At 73.7% G+C, this 16,495-nt stretch carries 16 protein-coding genes; 11 read left to right on the plus strand and 5 right to left on the minus strand.

Annotation, left to right across the window (positions count from 1 at the left end; all coding sequences use genetic code 11):
• Positions 1 to 3 precede the first annotated feature (3 nt).
• The 10 genes from ACFU6K_RS00890 to ACFU6K_RS00935 all read left to right on the plus strand — a co-directional run bounded on the left by ACFU6K_RS00890 (position 4) and on the right by ACFU6K_RS00935 (position 9,217).
• Positions 4 to 1,776, plus strand: coding sequence for an ABC transporter ATP-binding protein (locus ACFU6K_RS00890; protein WP_380660106.1), 1,773 nt, complete (start codon positions 4 to 6; stop codon positions 1,774 to 1,776).
• Between the two features lie 155 nt (positions 1,777 to 1,931).
• A complete protein-coding gene (locus ACFU6K_RS00895; protein WP_049649495.1) occupies positions 1,932 to 2,177 on the plus strand; it encodes a lipopolysaccharide assembly protein LapA domain-containing protein in 246 nt (81 codons plus the stop codon).
• A gap of 47 nt (positions 2,178 to 2,224) precedes the next feature.
• Positions 2,225 to 2,953, plus strand: a complete 729-nt coding sequence (locus ACFU6K_RS00900; RefSeq protein WP_380660121.1) for an amino acid ABC transporter ATP-binding protein — start codon at positions 2,225 to 2,227, stop codon at positions 2,951 to 2,953.
• 54 nt (positions 2,954 to 3,007) lie between these two features.
• A complete protein-coding gene (locus ACFU6K_RS00905) occupies positions 3,008 to 3,910 on the plus strand; it encodes a glutamate ABC transporter substrate-binding protein (RefSeq protein ID WP_380660107.1) in 903 nt (300 codons plus the stop codon).
• Between the two features lie 12 nt (positions 3,911 to 3,922).
• The gene (locus ACFU6K_RS00910) at positions 3,923 to 4,567 is read left to right on the plus strand and encodes an amino acid ABC transporter permease (RefSeq protein WP_074004373.1); all 645 of its coding nucleotides are present in this window, start codon (positions 3,923 to 3,925) and stop codon (positions 4,565 to 4,567) included.
• Positions 4,564 to 5,433 carry an amino acid ABC transporter permease gene (locus ACFU6K_RS00915; protein WP_380660108.1) on the plus strand — a complete coding sequence of 290 codons (870 nt, stop codon included), beginning with the start codon at positions 4,564 to 4,566 and terminating at the stop codon, positions 5,431 to 5,433. The genes ACFU6K_RS00910 and ACFU6K_RS00915 overlap by 4 nt, the downstream gene beginning before the upstream one ends.
• Positions 5,434 to 5,600: 167 nt before the next feature.
• Positions 5,601 to 6,506 (plus strand): LysR family transcriptional regulator, encoded by a 906-nt coding sequence (locus ACFU6K_RS00920; protein ID WP_049649505.1) that lies wholly within the window; start codon positions 5,601 to 5,603, stop codon positions 6,504 to 6,506.
• A 124-nt stretch (positions 6,507 to 6,630) separates the two neighbouring features.
• Positions 6,631 to 7,212, plus strand: a complete 582-nt coding sequence (locus tag ACFU6K_RS00925) for a cysteine dioxygenase (protein WP_380660109.1) — start codon at positions 6,631 to 6,633, stop codon at positions 7,210 to 7,212.
• A 58-nt stretch (positions 7,213 to 7,270) separates the two neighbouring features.
• Complete coding sequence (locus ACFU6K_RS00930) at positions 7,271 to 8,404, plus strand: YeiH family protein (protein WP_380660122.1); 1,134 nt, start codon at positions 7,271 to 7,273, stop codon at positions 8,402 to 8,404.
• Positions 8,405 to 8,506: 102 nt separating this feature from the next.
• Complete coding sequence (locus tag ACFU6K_RS00935) at positions 8,507 to 9,217, plus strand: spermidine synthase (RefSeq protein ID WP_380660110.1); 711 nt, start codon at positions 8,507 to 8,509, stop codon at positions 9,215 to 9,217.
• A 94-nt stretch (positions 9,218 to 9,311) separates the two neighbouring features.
• On the opposite strand, the gene ACFU6K_RS00940 is transcribed toward ACFU6K_RS00935, so the two are convergent.
• The 3 genes from ACFU6K_RS00940 to ACFU6K_RS00950 form a co-directional block, all read right to left on the minus strand.
• Positions 9,312 to 11,222, minus strand: coding sequence for a hypothetical protein (locus ACFU6K_RS00940; protein ID WP_380660111.1), 1,911 nt, complete (start codon positions 11,220 to 11,222; stop codon positions 9,312 to 9,314).
• A 231-nt stretch (positions 11,223 to 11,453) separates the two neighbouring features.
• Positions 11,454 to 12,296, minus strand: a complete 843-nt coding sequence (locus ACFU6K_RS00945; RefSeq protein WP_380660112.1) for a TetR/AcrR family transcriptional regulator — start codon at positions 12,294 to 12,296, stop codon at positions 11,454 to 11,456.
• A gap of 117 nt (positions 12,297 to 12,413) precedes the next feature.
• Positions 12,414 to 12,923 carry an NUDIX hydrolase gene (locus tag ACFU6K_RS00950; RefSeq protein WP_380660114.1) on the minus strand — a complete coding sequence of 170 codons (510 nt, stop codon included), beginning with the start codon at positions 12,921 to 12,923 and terminating at the stop codon, positions 12,414 to 12,416.
• Positions 12,924 to 13,047: 124 nt separating this feature from the next.
• Here ACFU6K_RS00950 and ACFU6K_RS00955 point away from each other — a divergent pair, with 124 nt between their 5' ends.
• On the plus strand, positions 13,048 to 14,271 hold the full coding sequence (locus tag ACFU6K_RS00955; protein ID WP_380660115.1) for a serine hydrolase domain-containing protein: 1,224 nt from the start codon (positions 13,048 to 13,050) through the stop codon (positions 14,269 to 14,271).
• Positions 14,272 to 14,387: 116 nt separating this feature from the next.
• Here the strand turns inward: ACFU6K_RS00955 and ACFU6K_RS00960 are convergent, their stop codons facing one another.
• Positions 14,388 to 14,711, minus strand: coding sequence for a nuclear transport factor 2 family protein (locus tag ACFU6K_RS00960; protein ID WP_380660116.1), 324 nt, complete (start codon positions 14,709 to 14,711; stop codon positions 14,388 to 14,390).
• Positions 14,712 to 14,924: 213 nt separating this feature from the next.
• Positions 14,925 to 16,448: an aldehyde dehydrogenase family protein gene (locus ACFU6K_RS00965; RefSeq protein WP_380660124.1), complete on the minus strand. Its 1,524-nt coding sequence runs from the start codon at positions 16,446 to 16,448 to the stop codon at positions 14,925 to 14,927.
• Between the last annotated feature and the right edge of the window lie 47 nt (positions 16,449 to 16,495).

Below are 16,495 nucleotides of genomic sequence, written 5' to 3' on the forward strand. Positions count from 1 at the left end.
GTCATGAAGCCCCCCGTCCAGGAGGAACAGGGGCCGGCCACCACCCTGCCGGTCGGCTCCCCGGCCGCCGTGCGCGGGTACCTGCGGCTGCTCGCGCGGCGGCACCGCCGCGGGTTCTCCGCGGTGGTGACGCTGCACTCGACGGCCACGGTGGCCGGGCTGGTCGGCCCCTGGGTGCTCGGCCGCCTGGTCGAGTCGCTGGCCACCGGGACGGCCGGGTCCACCATCACGGTGGCGGTCGCCTGGTACCTGTTGGCCCTGGTGGCGCAGGCGGCGTTCACCGGCTGGTCGCGGATGCGCGGCGCGGTGCTCGGCGAGAAGGTGCTGGCCGACCTGCGCGAGGACTTCCTGGTCCGCTCGGTGGCCCTGCCGACCGGCGTGCTGGAGCGGGCCGGCACCGGGGACCTGGTCTCCCGGGGCACCACCGACATCGACCGGCTGGACAAGTCGGTGCGCGAGGCGGTGCCCGAACTCGCCGTTGCCGTGGTGTCGTTGCTCCTGGTGCTCGGTGCGCTGCTGGTCACCTCGCCGCTGCTCGCACTGACCTCGCTGGTCGGCCTGCCGCTGCTGCTGGTCAGCTCCCGCTGGTACTTCCGGCGCGCGCCGCAGTCCTACCGCAGCGAGTCGGCCGGGTACGCGGCGGTGAGCAACGTGCTGGCCGAGACGGTCGACGCCGGGCGGACGGTCGAGGCCCTGCGACTGGGTGACCAGCGGGTCGGGCTGACCGACCGCAAGCTGCGCGAGTGGCTGGCCTGGGAGCGGTACACGCTGTGGCTGCGCTCGGTCTGGTTCCCGACCATCGACGCGTTCTACACCGCGGCGGTGCTCGCCACCCTGGTGCTCGGCGGGCTGTTCACCCTCCGGGGCTGGATCACCGTGGGCCAGTTGACCACCGGCGTGCTCTACGCGCAGATGCTGACCGGCCCGGTGGACCTGATCCTGCGCTGGTACGACGAGCTCCAGATCGGCCAGGCCTCGCTGGCCCGGCTGGTCGGCGTGCGTGAGGTGCCGGAGCACGAGGGGGACGAGTCCGCCCGGCCGGACGGCCGTCGGGTCGAGGCGAAGGACGTCCGGTTCGGCTACCGGGAGGGTGCCGACGTCCTGCACGGCATCAGTCTGGACGTCGCCCCGGGCAGCCGGGTCGCGCTGGTCGGGCCGTCGGGCGCGGGCAAGTCCACGCTCGGCCGGCTGCTGGCGGGGATCTACGCCCCCGGCCGCGGCAGCGTGACCCTCGGCGGAGCGGCGCTGGCGCGGATGCCCGCCGAGCGGGTGCGCGCGGAGGTCGCCCTGGTGAACCAGGAGCACCACGTCTTCGTCGGCACCCTGCGGGACAACCTGCGGCTGGCCGCGCCCGACGCGGACGACACCGAGCTGCGGGCCGCGCTGGACGCGGTGGACGCCGGGGCCTGGGTGGACGCCCTGTCGGAGGGCCTGGACACCGAGGTCGGCTCCGGCGGCGCCTCGCTGACCCCGCCGCAGGCCCAGCAACTGGCGCTGGCCCGGCTGGTGCTGGCCGATCCGCACACCCTGGTGCTGGACGAGGCCACCTCCCTGCTGGACCCGCGGGCCGCCCGGCACCTGGAGCGCTCGCTCTCCAGGGTGCTGGAGGGCCGGACGGTCATCGCCATCGCCCACCGGCTGCACACCGCGCACGACGCGGACGTGATCGCGGTGGTCGAGGGCGGGCGGATCAGCGAGTACGGCAGCCACCCGGACCTGGTCGCGGCGGGCGGTCCGTACGCGGCGCTCTGGCGGTCCTGGCGGGACGAGCGGTAGCGCGACGCCCGGGGCGGGACGAGCAGGGAGCGGGCCGTCCGGGGCAGGAGGGGGTTCAAACCCGTACGGGGTCGGATTGCCCCGTACGGGTTACTCCCTGACCCGGAGGGGCGCGTAACCGGGCAAATCGGCCGCCCGGCCCGCAGACTGCTCCGGTGACCAAGATTTCAGACGGCTCGTCCCGCTCCCCGCGCGGTGAGATCGGCGGGATTCCCACGCGCTACATCGGGATCGGCGCCATCGTCGTCCTCGCCGTGTGGTTCCTGTTCGCCAACCTCGACAAGGTCAAGATCCAGTTCTGGGTCTTCACCGTCACCGCGCCGCTCTGGATCGCGCTGCTGGCCACGCTGATCGCGGGCGTCGCGCTGGGCTGGCTGCTGAAGGGACGGCGCAGCAGGTGACCACAGCCCCCGGGCCGGCCCCGGCCGGCGCCTCGGCCTTCACCCCGCTGATCGAGATGCGCGGGGTCAACAAGCACTTCGGGGACCTGCACGTGCTGCAGGACATCGAGCTGACGGTGGGACGCGGCGAGGTCGTCGTCGTCATCGGCCCGTCCGGCTCCGGCAAGTCCACCCTCTGCCGGGCGATCAACCGGCTGGAGCCGATCGAGAACGGCACCATCCTGATCGACGGCCAGCCGCTGCCCGAGGAGGGCAAGGGGCTGGCCAGGCTGCGCGCCGAGGTCGGCATGGTGTTCCAGTCCTTCAACCTGTTCGCGCACAAGACCGTGCTGCAGAACGTCTCGCTCGCGCAGATCAAGGTCCGCGGCCGGCCCAAGGCGGAGGCGGACGACAAGTCCCGCGCGCTGCTGGAGCGGGTGGGCCTCGCCGAGCAGGCCGCCAAGTACCCGGCGCAGCTCTCCGGCGGGCAGCAGCAGCGGGTCGCGATCGCCCGCGCGCTGGCGATGGACCCCAAGGCGCTGCTGTTCGACGAGCCCACCTCGGCGCTCGACCCCGAGATGATCAACGAGGTGCTGGACGTCATGCGCCAGCTCGCGAGCGAGGGCATGACGATGATCGTGGTCACCCACGAGATGGGCTTCGCCCGGGCCTCCGCGAACCGGGTGGTGTTCATGGCCGACGGCCGGATCGTCGAGGACCGCGCCCCGGAGGACTTCTTCAGCGCTCCTGAGAGCGATCGTGCCCGGGACTTCCTGTCCAAGATCCTGAAGCACTGAGGCGGCGCCGTGAACCGTGAGACGACGCCGACGGCGAGGCCCGCGGGGAGGGCCGTGGCGCGGGCGGGGCGGCGCGTGCTCGCCGCCGCCCTGCTGTTCACCGCGCTGGTGGCGGGCTGCGGCAAGCCCGGCACCCCGCCGCCGAAGGGCCCGCAGCCCAGCGCCCTGCCCACCTACCAGGTGCAGGACGCCTCCACGATCACCGGCTCGCCGACCCTGGACGCCGCCCGCAGCCGGGGCCACCTGGTGGTCGGCGCCAAGGAGGACCAGCCGTACCTGGGCCAGAAGAACCCGGCCACCGGCGTGTACTCCGGCTTCGACATCGAGATCGCCAAGATGGTCGGCGCCTCCTTGGGCTTCCCGCCGGACCGGATCCAGTTCAAGACGATCGCCTCGGCCAACCGCGAGACCGCCCTGCAGAACGGCCAGGTGGACTACTACGTGGGCACCTACACCATCAACGACAACCGGAAGAAGCTGGTCGGCTTCGCCGGCCCGTACTTCATCGCCGGGCAGTCGCTGCTGGTGCGCAAGAACAACACCACCATCCACGGCCCGCAGGACCTGGACGGCAAGAAGGTCTGCTCGGCGGCCGGCTCGACGCCGTACCAGCGCATCCAGTCGCAGTACCCGAAGGCGAAGCTGATCGGCTACGACACCTACTCGGCCTGCGTGGACAACCTGATCACCAACCAGGTCGACGCGGTGACCACGGACAACGCGATCCTGCTCGGCTACGCGGCCAAGGTGCCGGACGAGCTCAAGGTGGTCGGCCCGCTGTTCTCGACCGAGCCGTACGGCATCGGGGTGCCGAAGAACGACACCGTGCTGCGCGGCGCGATCAACGACGCGCTGGAGCACCACATGCAGAACGGCGACTGGAGGAGGGCGTTCGAGGCGACCCTCGGCCTCTCCGGGGAACCGGCGCCGAACCCGCCGCAGATCGACCGGTACTGAGAGGGCCGCGCCGTGAAAACGCTGACCGACAACTGGTCGACCTACTGGGACGGGTTCCTCGGCACGCTCTCGCTGTTCGCGGTGAGCGCCGTGCTGTCGCTGGTGCTGGGCGTGCTGATCGCGGGTTTCCGGGTCTCGCCGGTGAAGCCGCTGCGGGTGTTCGGGACGCTGTGGGTGACGGTGCTGCGCAACACGCCGCTGACCCTGCTGTTCTTCATCGTGGTGCTGGGCCTGCCCCGGTTCGACATCACCCTGCCCTTCTACACCTTCGCGGTGCTCGCGCTGGGCTGCTACACCTCGGCCTTCGTCTGCGAGTCGATGCGGTCGGGCATCAACACGGTGCCGACCGGGCAGGGCGAGGCGGCCCGCAGCCTCGGCATGAACTTCGGGCAGACGATGAGCCTGGTGGTGCTGCCGCAGGCGTACCGCTCGGTGGTGGCGCCGCTCGGCAGTGTGATGATCGCGCTGGCGAAGAACACGGCGATCGCCGGCTCGTTCAGCGTCACCGAACTGCTGGGCACCTACCGGACCATCAACGAGCTGGGCTACAGCATCATCTGGACCTTCGTCTGGATCGCCGTCGGCTACCTGATCATCACCCTGGCCATCAGCGCCGTCTTCAACCTGCTGGAACGACGAGTGGCGGTGTCCCGATGAGCGTTGAATCCTCGGCGCTGTACGACATCCCCGGCCCGAAGGCGCTCTCCCGGCACCGGTTGTACGGCGGGATCGCGCTGCTGCTGATCGCGGCGCTGATCGGCTGGGTGGTCTACATGCTCTTCCACACCCACCAGTTCACGTACGCCAAGTGGCAGCCCTTCGAGTACCGGGGCGTGCAGGACCTGCTGCTGCGCGGGCTCGGCAACACCTTGCAGGCCTTCGGCTGGACGGTGCTGTTCGCGCTGCCGTTCGGCGCGCTGTTCGCCGCCGGTCGGCTCTCCGACCACCGGGTGGTGCGCTGGCTGGCCACGCTGGTGGTGGAGTTCTTCCGGGCCATGCCGGTGCTGGTGATGATCTTCTTCGTCTTCGTCGCGCTCAAGGTGCAGCCGCTCTGGGCGCTGGTGGCCGGGCTGGTGCTCTACAACGGCTCGGTGCTGGCCGAGGTCTTCCGGGCCGGCGTGCTCGCGGTGCCCAAGGGGCAGCGGGAGGCGGCGTTCGCGCTGGGGATGCGCAAGACCCAGGTGATGACGTACGTCCTGGTGCCGCAGGCCAACCGGGCGATGCTGCCGGCCATCATCAGTCAGCTGGTGGTCGCGCTCAAGGACACCTCGCTGGGCTTCCTGATCACCTTCGAGGAGTTCCTGCACGCGGGCAAGCTGATCGCCACCAACCTGGACTACGACCTGCCGTTCATCCCGGTGGTGATGGTGATCGCGCCGATCTACATCGGCATGTGTCTGCTGCTCTCCTGGCTCGCCCGCTTCGTGGAGCGGCGCAGCCGGCGCAGCCCGAGCGCGCGGGGCGGGGCACCGGTGGCCAAGGCCGGGGTGCCGGTGGGGCTGCCGCCGTCGGTGCAGCAGTGAGAAGGCCGGTTCGGGGCTGAACCATAGGTGCGGGTGGGGTTGGGGTCGGTACCTCCAAATTCCTCTTATGATTCTCGGGCGCCCCGGCGCGCCCCGTGGACGGCCGGAGCGCGGCCGGAACGGGGCTGCCGACGGTGGACGAGCGGGTGGGAGGGATCATGGAGCCGGTGTTCGATTCGCGGCACATCAGGACGTTCCACGAGGTCGTCCGGGCCGGCTCCTACTCGGCCGCCGCCCGCGAACTCGGCTACACCCAGCCCGCCATCACCCAGCAGATGAAGGCGCTCGAACGCACCGTCGGCGTGCCGCTCTTCACCCGGGCGGGGCGCGGACTGCGGCTCACCGAGGCCGGCGAGGCGCTCTCCCGACATGCCGAGCTGATCCTCGGCAGCATGTCCGCCGCCCAGCAGCAGCTCGCCGCGCTGGCCCGGCTGCGCGCCGGGCGGGTGCGGGTCTGCGCCTTCCCCAGCGCCAACGCCACCCTGATACCCCAGGCGATGGCCCGGCTGCTGGCCGAGCACCCCGGTGTGCGGGTCGAGCTGCTGGAAGCCGAGCCGCCGGACTCCGTCCAGCGGTTGCTGCGCGGGGAGTGCGACATCGCGCTGGCCTTCCGCTACCCCGGCGCGGCCGCCGAGGTGCCGGAGGGCGTGGACGAGATCCCGCTGATGGAGGACCTGCTCACGGTGCTGCTGCCGGTCGGGCACCCGCTCGGCCGCCGGCACGCCGTACGGCTGGCCGACCTCGGCGGCGAACGCTGGATCGCCGGCTGTCCGCGCTGTCGGGCCAACCTGCTGCACGTCTGTGCGGAGGAGGGCTTCGCGCCGGACATCGTCTTCTCCACCGACGACAACCTCGCGGTGCAGTCGCTCGTCGCCGCAGGCGTCGGGATCGCGCTGATGCCGGCGCTGGTGCTCTCCTTCATGTGCCACCGCAAGGTCACCGGGCGGGCCGTCGAGCCGCACCTGCGGCGGCAGGTGAGCGCGTACGTGCTGCGCGAGCACCGGCGGATCCCGGCCACCGGGCTGGTCCTGGACCACCTGCGGCAGGCCGCGGCGAGCCGGGTCGGGTGCTGACCCGTCGGCGGGCGACGTGACCGACGAGCACGGGCTGGTAGCCGGTGACCTATAAGCGTTGATGGGGAGATTGCTTACAAACCCTCCTTGGACGTGATGGGTCCATGGGCACGAACCTGCTGGGATGACACCCTCAGCCACGGTCGGCAGCGACCGGCTCACCGAGCGGATGACCGCGCTGATCAGTGAGATCCGCGCCGTCGTGGACCGCGGGCTCCCGCCGGAGCTCACCGCCTACCTGGTCGGCGAGCGCCTCGCCCCGCACCTGCACGCCGACCCGGACGGGTCCGACGCGCTGCTCACCCCCGCCCAGCGCGAGGGCGACCCGCAGCGCTACCGCCAGCACGTCCTGCACGCCGAGGGGGACGGCAGCTTCTCCGTCGTCGCCCTGGTCTGGCTGCCCGGACAGCAGACCCCGATCCACGACCACGTCTCCTGGTGCGTGGCCGGCGTCCACCAGGGACAGGAGAGCGAGACCCGCTACCGGCTGGTCTCCGACGGCCCCACCTCCCGGCTGGTCGAGACCGAGCACGTGGCCGGCCCGGCCGGCACCGTGGCCGCCTTCGCCCCGCCCGGCGACATCCACCTGGTGCGCAACTCCTGTAGCAGCACGGCGATCTCCATCCACGTCTACGGCGCGGACGTCTCGCGGCTCGGCACCAGCATCCGGCGGGTCTACCGGCTGCCCGCCGACCGGCAGCAGTGAGGGCGGCGTGGCACTGACCCTCAGGCACCGCACCGCCGGCACCCGCTCGCTGCCCCCGATGCGCGGGGACGCCCCCGGGCTGCTGCTCGCGGCCCTCGGAGTGGCGGCCGCGCTGGGCATCCACGCGCTGGTGCCGGCCGTGCCCGAGCTCACCGCCGCCGTCGTGCTCGGCATGCTGGTGGCCCACCTGCCCGGGCTGCGCCCAGTGGTCCGCGGGATCGCCCGGCCGGGGCTGTCCACGGCCGGGAAGCGGCTGATGCGGCTCGGGATCGTCCTGCTCGGGCTCAAGCTCAGCCTGGACGACGTGCTCGGCCTCGGCTGGGCCACCGTCGCCATGGTGCTCGCGGTGGTCGCGGCCACCTTCGCGGGCACGCTCTGGCTGGGCCGGCGGCTCGGCCTGCCCGGGGACCAACCGCTGCTGGTCGCCACCGGGTACTCGATCTGCGGGGCCTCGGCGATCGGCGCGGTCAGCCAGGCGGCGGGCAGCGAGGAGGAGGACGTCGCGGCCTCGGTGGCGCTGGTGACCCTCTGCGGGACGCTGGCGATCGCCGTGCTGCCGCTGCTCCAACACCCGCTCGGGCTCGGCGAGTCGGAGTTCGGGCGCTGGGTCGGGGCGAGCGTGCACGACGTCGGGCAGGTGGTCGCGACCGCGCAGACCGGCGGGGCCGGGGCGCTGCGGGAGGCGGTGCTGGTCAAGCTGATGCGCGTGGTGCTGCTGGCGCCGCTGGTCGCGGGGGTGGCCGTGGCGGTGCGGCGGAACATGCGGGCGGCGCGGGTGGCGGCCCTGGCGGAGGTTTCGGTCGGGGCGTCGGTGGGTGCTCCGGTGGGGGCCTCAGCGGCGGGCGGGGCAGGTCAGGAGGGCGCGGCGGGCGCGGCGTCGGGCGAGAAGTCGGATGCGAAGCCGAGTGAGAAGTCGGTGAAGACCGGCAGCCGTCCGCCGATCGTGCCGCTGTTCGTGGCCGGGTTCCTCGCGATGATCGTCCTGCGGACCACCGGGGTGCTGCCCGAGCGGGCGCTCGACCTGGCCGCGGACGCCCAGGGGCTGCTGCTGGCCGCCGCGTTGTTCGGCCTGGGCAGTGCGGTGCACCTGCCGACCATGGCCCGCACCGGTGGGCGGATCGCCCTGCTCGGGCTCGGGTCCTGGGTGGTCGTCGCGGGCGTCTCGTACGTGGGGGTGCTGGTCACGACCTGACGGACCCGGGTGCGGACTCGGCTATTGTCGGGCAGGTGCCCGCCCCGTTCGTACGGGGGCGGCCCCGCAGCCGAGTTCGCCCGAGTCCACCAAGGGGGACGGATGACCACCGCACTGCCCGAACGCGACGGCCACGAGGCCGTCGTCACCCTCGACCGGCGGGAGGGCCCGTACGGCGAGGTGGTGCTCCGGCAACGCGGTCGGGACTTCGAGATCATCGCCAACGGGTGCTTCCTGATGGACACCGCCGACGGGCGCTCGGAGCGGCTGCTGATCCAGGCGGCGCTGGACGAGCTGGACCGCACGGGCGGCCCGGTCGAGCGGCCGTCGGTGCTGATCGGGGGCCTCGGGGTCGGCTTCTCGCTGGCGTACGCGGCGGCCGAGCCGCGCTGGGGGCGGATCGCCATCGTCGAGCGGGAGACCGCGATCATCGACTGGCACCGGACCGGCCCGCTCGGCGCCTTCTCCGACGGTGCGCTGGAGGACCCGCGGGTCGAGGTGCTCCACACCGACCTGCTGGAGTACCTCGCGGCGGCGGACGGCGAGCGCTACGACGCGCTGTGCCTGGACATCGACAACGGGCCGGACTGGACCGTCACCGAGTCCAACGACGGGCTGTACGGGGCGGACGGGCTCGCGGTGCTGTGGCACCGGCTGCGGGCGGGCGGGGTGCTGGCGGTGTGGAGCGCGCAGCCTTCGCCGGCCTTCGAGGAGGCGCTGCGGGCGGTGGGGTTCTCGGACGTGGTGACGCACGAGATCCCGGTCGCCCGGGGGGTTCCGGATGTGGTGCACCTGGCCCGGCGGGCGGGCTGAGGGCCGGCTGAGGGCGGACGCGGATCGGGCCGGGTGCGGCTGACAGCAGTCACCTGTTCGCGGTGACGGCGCGCAGCGGCTTCCCCGCCCCGGATCAGCCGAACGGGCGGTTCTGCGGCTCGGCGTCCGCCTCCTCCGCCGGTTCCGGTTCGGGAGCCGACAGGTCCGGGAGGCCCCCGATGGCGAAGGGGTTGAAGTCCGGCGGCGGGATCATCACCGGCGTGCCCTTGCCCGGGGCCGGCTCCTCCGCGTCCCCGCCCTGCTCCGAGCCCCGCCCCGACGCTTCGGCCGCGGCGGGCGGTGCCTGGGCCGGGATGACGGGCGGGGTCGAGGGCGGCGGCGGGGCGGCCGGGCCCTGGGAGGGGAGAGTGGTGCCGAACGGGTCGGCCTTCTGCTCGGCCGCGACCGTGGTGCCGAACGGATCGGCGACCGGAGCCGCCCCGGCGGGCTGGGTGGTGGCGGACGCGTCGCCCGGCACGTCCGGGACGCCCCCCATGGCGAAGGGGTTGAAGTCCGGCGGCGGGACCATCACCGGGGTGCCCTTCGGGCCGCCCTCGGCGTCCGGTGCCGCCTCGCCCCCACCGGCAGCGGGGGCCTCCGGGGTCTCCGCGACCGGCGCGAAGGGGTTGAAGTCCGCGGGAGGCACCCGTACCGGTGTGCCGCGCAGGTGCACGGGCCCCTCCTCCGGCTCCTCCGTCGGCGCCTCCTCGGCGGCGGCAGCAGGCGACGGGGTCGGAGCGGGGGCGGGCGCCTGGGTCGGGGCGGGAGCGGGTGCCTGGGCCGGAACGCTGCTCACCGCGGCGGCCGGGACGGCGGCCGCGACACCCGGGACCGGTACGCCGTCCCAGCCGAACTGGATGCTCTTCAGCAGCTCCGCGAACGCCTCCGTGTACAGCCCCCAGTCCTCCGGCCGCGCCGTGGACAGCTGGGCGCACAGCACCGTCCCGCCGTCCGGCAGCGGCACGAAGGCCTGGACGGCCGAGGTGACCACCCAGCGCCGCTGTCCGTCGGCGGCCAGCGGTCCGGGTACCGGGACGGTCCGGCCCTCGACCAGGACGGCGGCCGGTCCGGCCGGCAGCAGCACGGTCCACACCTCGGCGTGCCGCCGGACGGTGGCCAGCTCGGTGGCGAGCGCGGTGATCGGCAGCGGGTGCCGGGCGAGTGAGACGACCAGGGCGGCGTCCGAGGCGCGGTCGTCCAGCTCCAGGGCGCAGACACCGGCGTACACGACGCCCGCGTCGCGGATCAGGTCGGCCAGGGTGGCGGAGATCACCGCGAAGTCGCGCCGCGGCTCCGGACCGGTGGCGCTGAACAGCTCCTCGGCGACCTCGGCCAGGTGCCGGGCCAGCTCCTCGGCGGCCGCCACGGTGGCCGCGTCGCCCTCGCCACCGCCGGTCCGGTCCGCGCCGTCGGGCAGCGGGGGCACCGTACGGGCGGAGACGCCGGGCGGACCGCCCGGGGAGGTCAGCGAGTGGAAGCCGGGCGGCACGACCAGCCGGACCTCGGTGCCCGCGCCGGTGGGCAGTTCGACCGGCCGGCGGGTCTGCTGCCCGGCCGCCAGCGCGGCCAGCGCGGGGGCGAACGGTGGACGCAGCTTGGCGTCGGCGAACTCGCCGGTGACCGGGAGCTGGAACAGCGCGGCCGAGGTGGTGCCCCGGTCGGCGATGGCACCGCGCACCGCGCCGCCGCCGTACCGGGCCTGGAGCGCGGCGACCACCCGGTCGGTGAGCCGCGCGCCGGTGCCCGGCCGTCCGGTGCCCGCGGTGGTCACCGTGCCGAGCCGGTCGAGGGCGGTGTGCACCGGGCCGTTGGGGGCCAGCGGCAGGGCGAACAGCGCCTCGGCGGCGGGGTGTTCGGCCGTCCGCGGGGCGCTCAGCGAGGCCGCCGGGTGGCGCGAGGTGTGTTGGTCGAAGAGGGCGTCGGTGAGGGTGCCGAGGGTCGCGCAGACCTGCTCCGCTGCCGCGAAGGGATTGGCCTCCACGCTGAACTGGACGTCCTGGGTCACCTGGTGAGCCCCCCGCTCTGCTCCGTCTGCCGTCGGTGGTTCGGGTGGGACCGGCCCCGGCGCGGCGGCGCGCCGTCGGATCCCTGCTCATTCCTATCAGAGCCCACTGTCCTGACCGAACCGCAGGATCACCCGATGATCACTTGGACGGTCGGCGCGCGGCGCCGGATCCGGCGCCGACCCCGGTTACCGCTCCGCCGGTCCCGGTCGTCGCTCCGCCGACCGCGCGGGTCAGCCGGCGGCGGCCCCGGTGGCCCGCGCGGAGCCGTCGTCGGGGGTGCCGGCGGCGAGCGCGGTGACCGCCTCGACGATCCCCGGCACGGCGAACAGCCCCGCGAGGTCCCGCACCAGGCGCCCGGTCGGGCCGTCCGGGCTCTCGTCGGCGAAGAAGGAGGCCAGTTCGGCGGCGAGGGCCGGCTCGCGGGCGGCGGTGAGGGTGAGCGCCGCGACGAACTCCTGCACCAGGTGCAGCTGGAGCTCCGCCAGCGGCACCGAGCGCTCGGACAACCACTCCAGCGAGGTGATCTCGGCGTTGGCGATCCAGGCCCGGACCGTCAGCCGCAGCCCGACGCTCGGCGCGGGGATCGCCAGGTGGGCCAGGATCTGCTCCTGCGCCGCCCGGCGTACGTCGTCGATCACTGCCGAGGTGCCCGCGCTGGCCGCCACCGAGCCGCCGCGCAGCAGGGCGGCGAAGCCCGGTCCGTGGCTCTGCACGAAGTCCAGGTAGCGGCCCATCACCCGGTGCAGCCGCTCCGACAGCGGCCCCTCCATGGGCTCCTCGAAACGCGCCGACAGCTCCTGCCCGGCCCGCCGCAGCGACTCCTCGTACAGCGCCTGCTTGCCGGGGAAGTAGTGGTAGACCAGCGGCCGGGAGGCGCCCGCGGCGGCGGCGATGTCGTCGATCGACACCTCCTCCGGCGGCCGTCGGCTGAACAGCTCCAGCGCCACGGCGATCAGCTGTTCCCGCCGCTCGTCCACGCTCAGCCGTCGACGCGGCCGCTCGCCCGCCGCCCGGGCGGATGCGGGGGTCCGTGCTGCGCGGTCGGCCGTCGGAGACGGCGTACGGGAGGCCATGCGCGCCACCCTAGTTCGTCGCGGGCCCTCCGGAGGAGCCAGGGGCGCGCCGCCACCCGCCGGTACGCCGTCCCGGACCGTCAGGCCCGGGCCCTCAGGCCCGAGGCCGCGGCGGTGCTAGGCGGACCGGAGCTCCAGGTAGCGGCGGTAGGCCTCCAGTCCGTCGGGGACGAAGGTGTCGCGGGTGAGGCGGTCGGCGAGTTCGGCGGGGGTGAGCCAGGCGTGCCAGGCGACCTCGGACTCCTGGGGGGAGACCGGGCCGTCCCACTCGGCCTCGTACATGTCGCACCACCAGGAGAGCCGGTCCTGTTCGAAGAGGAACCTGAACAGGGGCCGCGGGGCGATGCCGTGGACGCCGAGTTCCTCCTCGGCCTCGCGGACGGCGGCCTCGGCGTAGGTCTCGCCGGAGCCGACCACGCCGCCGACGAACATGTCGTACGCGCCGGGGGCGAACAGCTTGGTGTCGGTGCGGCGGTGGACGAAGATCCGTCCGGCCGGGTCGCGGACCAGGATGAAGACGCAGCGGTGGGTGAGCCCGCGCCGGTACACCTCGCCGCGCAGGGCGGTCCCGATCACGCGGTCGTGCTCGTCGACGATGTCCAGCAGTTCCTCGGCAGGGTTGGTCATGGGGGACAGGTTAGGGTTTCGGGGCTCGGTTCGAACGGATTCGATCGAAGAAGGATCGAAAGAGATCGAAAACGAGCGCGCGAGTGGCATGAGAAGCAGCGGAACTGGTCGAGGACGGCACGCGGTGGTGGAGATCTGGGGCGAGACGGCCGAGGGGTTCGAGCCCGTACGGGAGGCCTTCGCACGGAACTTCGCCGACTTCGGCGAGCTCGGCGCGGCCTTCGCGCTGTACGTGCGCGGCCGCAAGGTGGTCGACCTGTGGGGTGGCGACGCCCGGCCGGAGGTCGGCGGCCGGCCGGCGCCGGCGGTGCCGTGGACGGCGGACACCGCCCAGGTGCTGCGCTCGGTCACCAAGGGCCTCACCGCGACCGCCGCGCTGCTGCTGGTCGAGCGCGGCCTGCTCGACCTGGACGCCCCGACGGCCTCGTACTGGCCGGAGTTCGCGGCGGCCGGCAAGGGCCGGGTCCCGGTGCGCCAGCTGCTCTCGCACCAGGCCGGGGTGCCCGCGCTGGACGTGCCGCTGCGGCTGGAGGACGTGCTCACCTGGGAACGCGCGGCCGCCGCCGTCGCCGCGCAGGAGCCCGCCTGGGAACCCGGCACCGCCCACGGCTACCACCCGTACACCTTCGGCTGGCTGGTCGGCGAGGTGGTGCGCCGGGTGAGCGGGCGGACCATAGGCCAGTACTTCGCCGAGGAGGTCGCCCGGCCGTTCGGGCTGGACCTGTGGATCGGGCTGCCGGCCGGCGCCGCGCCCCGGGTCGGCAAGCTGGTCGACCTGCCGGCCCCGGAGGCGGCCCGGACCGGTCCGAGCGGGCTGCGGCTGCGGCCCAAGCAGTCCGTCCGGGACGCCTACCAGGACCCGGCCTCGCTGACCGCCCGCTCCTTCGCCTCGGTGCGCCCCGGCGTGGACCTCAACGACCCGGCGGTGCAGGCCGCCGAGATCCCCGGGGCCGGCGGCATCGGCACCGCCCGGTCGCTGGCCCGGTTCTACGCGGCGCTGATCGGTGCGGCCGACCGTGCGGACGGCTCCGGCGCGCTGCTGCCGCCGCTGCTCGGCCCCGAGGTGCTGGCACGCGCGGTCGGGCCGGCGGTGAGCGGGCCGGACCGGGTGCTGATCGTCAACTCCACCTTCGGCCTGGGCTTCTGGCGGCACGGCCCGACCGCGCCGATGGCCTCCCCGGCGAGCTTCGGCCACCCGGGGCGGGGCGGCTCGCTCGGCTTCGCCGACCCCGACCTGGGACTGGGCTTCGGCTACGTCACCAACGGCATGCAGCCGGGTGTCACCGGGGACGTCCGCTCGCGGAACCTGATCCGCGCGGTGCGGGGGTGTCTGGGGCTGGACCGGTAGCCCCGGGCCTGACCGGTCGCCTCAAGCCTGGCCGGTAGCCCCGGGCCTGACCGGTCGCCTCAGGCCTGGCCGGTCGCCTCAGGCCTGGCCGGTAGCCCCGAGCCCGGCCGGTGACCTCAGGCCTGGCCGGTCTCGAAGCGGCGGATCTTCCCGCCGTCGATGGTGAAGCGCCACGCGGTGCGCATCGTGCCCCAGGTCTCGTTGGTGAACTCGGCGACCAGCGCGTGGCCGCCGTGCGACTCGGTCTGGACGGCCATCCGGCCGTTCGGGCCGAAGATCTCCCGGTCGACCCAGTCCGCCAGGTCGCGCTCGGACCCGTCGTCGGACATGGTCGCGCCCGGGGCGAGCAACGCGAAGAAGGCCTCGCGGTCGCCCGCGTTGACCGCGGTGACGAAGGCACGGACGGCGGGGTCGCTGAGTTTCGTGGGGGCGATGGTCACGCGGGACTCCCGGATCGGGGTTGGGGTACGGGGGAGTCCTGTCTACGGCTTTCGCGCGGGCCGTCCGGGCATGTCGGCGGCGCGTCGGTGAATTGGCCGCATTCATGTGCTTTGATCCCCGGAACAGGCGAATCGCCCCGGAGCCCGCCACGGGGAGTGGCGAGGAGCGGGAGGTCCCGGTGGGCCTCCCGCTCCGCTTTGCCGCTCCGCTTCCTAGAAGAAGCCGACCGCGTCGGGGGAGTAGCTGACCAGCAGGTTCTTGGTCTGCTGGTAGTGCTCCAGGAGCGCCTTGTGGTTCTCCCGCCCGATGCCGGAGTTCTTGTAGCCGCCGAAGGCCGCGTGGGCCGGGTAGGCGTGGTAGCAGTTCGTCCAGACCCGGCCCGCCTGGATGGCGCGGCCGGCCCGGTGGGCGGTGTTGAGGCTGCGGGTCCAGACGCCCGCCCCGAGTCCGTACTGGGTGTCGTTGGCGAGGGCGACGGCGTGGTCGAAGCCGTCGAAGCGGGTGACCGAGACGACCGGTCCGAAGATCTCCTCCTGGAAGACCCGCATCGAGTTGTCGCCCTCGAAGACCGTCGGCGTGACGTAGTACCCGCCGGCCAGCGCGCCGCCGAGGTCGGCCCGCTCGCCGCCCGCCAGGAGCTTGGCGCCCTCCTCCTGGCCGATCTCGAAGTAGGAGAGGATCTTCTTCAGCTGTTCGACACTGGCCTGGGCGCCGACCTGGGTCTCGGTGTCCAGCGGGTCGCCCTGGCGCATCGCCCGCACCCGCTCCAGGCCGTCGGCGAGCAGCCGCTCGTAGATCGCGGAGTCGATCAGCGCGCGGCTGGGGCAGGTGCAGACCTCGCCCTGGTTGAGGGCGAACATCGCGAAGCCCTCAACGGCCTTGTCGTAGAAGGCGTCCGAGGCGGCGGCGACGTCCGCGAAGAACACGTTCGGGCTCTTGCCGCCGAGCTCCAGCGTGACCGGGATCAGGTTGTCGGCCGCCGAGCGCGCGATCAGCCGGCCCGTGGTGGTCTCGCCGGTGAAGGCGACCTTGCGGACCCGGGGGCTGGCGGCGAGCGGGGCGCCGGCCTCCTCGCCGAAGCCGGTGACGATGTTGAGCACGCCGGGCGGCAGCAGGTCGGCGGTCAGCTCGGCGAGCAGCAGCACCGAGGCCGGGGTCTGCTCGGCGGGCTTGAGCACCACCGCGTTGCCGGCCGCGAGCGCCGGGGCGAGCTTCCAGATCGCCATCAGGATCGGGAAGTTCCACGGGATGATCTGGCCGACCACGCCCAGCGGCTCGTGGAAGTGGTACGCCACGGTGTCCTCGTCCAGCTGGGAGAGGCTGCCCTCCTGGGCCCGCAGCGCACCGGCGAAGTAGCGCAGGTGGTCGACGGCGAGCGGGAGGTCGGCGGCCAGCGTCTCGCGCACCGGCTTGCCGTTCTCCCAGCTCTCCGCGACGGCCAGCCGCTCCAGGTTGGCCTCCATCCGGTCGGCGACCCGCAGCAGCACCTGCGCCCGCTCGGCGGCCGGGGTGCGGCCCCAGGCCGGGGCGGCGGCGTGGGCCGCGTCCAGGGCGGCCTCGATGTCCTCGGCGGTGCCCCGGGCGACCTCGGTGAACACCTCGCCGGTGACCGGGGTCGGGTTGCCGAAGTACTCGCCGCGCACCGGGGGCGTCCATTCGCCGCCGATCCAGTGCTCGTACCGGGAGCGGTAGGCGACGATGCTGCCGGGGGTGCCGGGGGGCTGGTAGACCGTCATGCTCGGTGTGTCCTCGCTGCGTCGGGCGCCGCCGGCACGGCTCGGGC

Origin of the sequence: Kitasatospora sp. NPDC057512 (assembly GCF_042802135.1) — a bacterium.
Lineage (GTDB): Bacteria > Actinomycetota > Actinomycetes > Streptomycetales > Streptomycetaceae > Kitasatospora.

Bases quoted from the DNA above. Each gene is read 5' to 3' on its own strand.
- ACFU6K_RS00890 (WP_380660106.1), top strand. From the start codon at position 4: ATGAAGCCCCCCGTCCAGGAGGAACAGGGGCCGGCCACCACCCTGCCG.
- ACFU6K_RS00915 (WP_380660108.1), top strand. From the start codon at position 4,564: ATGAGCGTTGAATCCTCGGCGCTGTACGACATCCCCGGCCCGAAGGCG.
- ACFU6K_RS00925 (WP_380660109.1), top strand. From the start codon at position 6,631: ATGACACCCTCAGCCACGGTCGGCAGCGACCGGCTCACCGAGCGGATG.
- ACFU6K_RS00930 (WP_380660122.1), top strand. From the start codon at position 7,271: ATGCGCGGGGACGCCCCCGGGCTGCTGCTCGCGGCCCTCGGAGTGGCG.
- ACFU6K_RS00935 (WP_380660110.1), top strand. From the start codon at position 8,507: ATGACCACCGCACTGCCCGAACGCGACGGCCACGAGGCCGTCGTCACC.
- ACFU6K_RS00945 (WP_380660112.1), bottom strand. From the start codon at position 12,296: ATGGCCTCCCGTACGCCGTCTCCGACGGCCGACCGCGCAGCACGGACC.
- ACFU6K_RS00950 (WP_380660114.1), bottom strand. From the start codon at position 12,923: ATGACCAACCCTGCCGAGGAACTGCTGGACATCGTCGACGAGCACGAC.
- ACFU6K_RS00965 (WP_380660124.1), bottom strand. From the start codon at position 16,448: ATGACGGTCTACCAGCCCCCCGGCACCCCCGGCAGCATCGTCGCCTAC.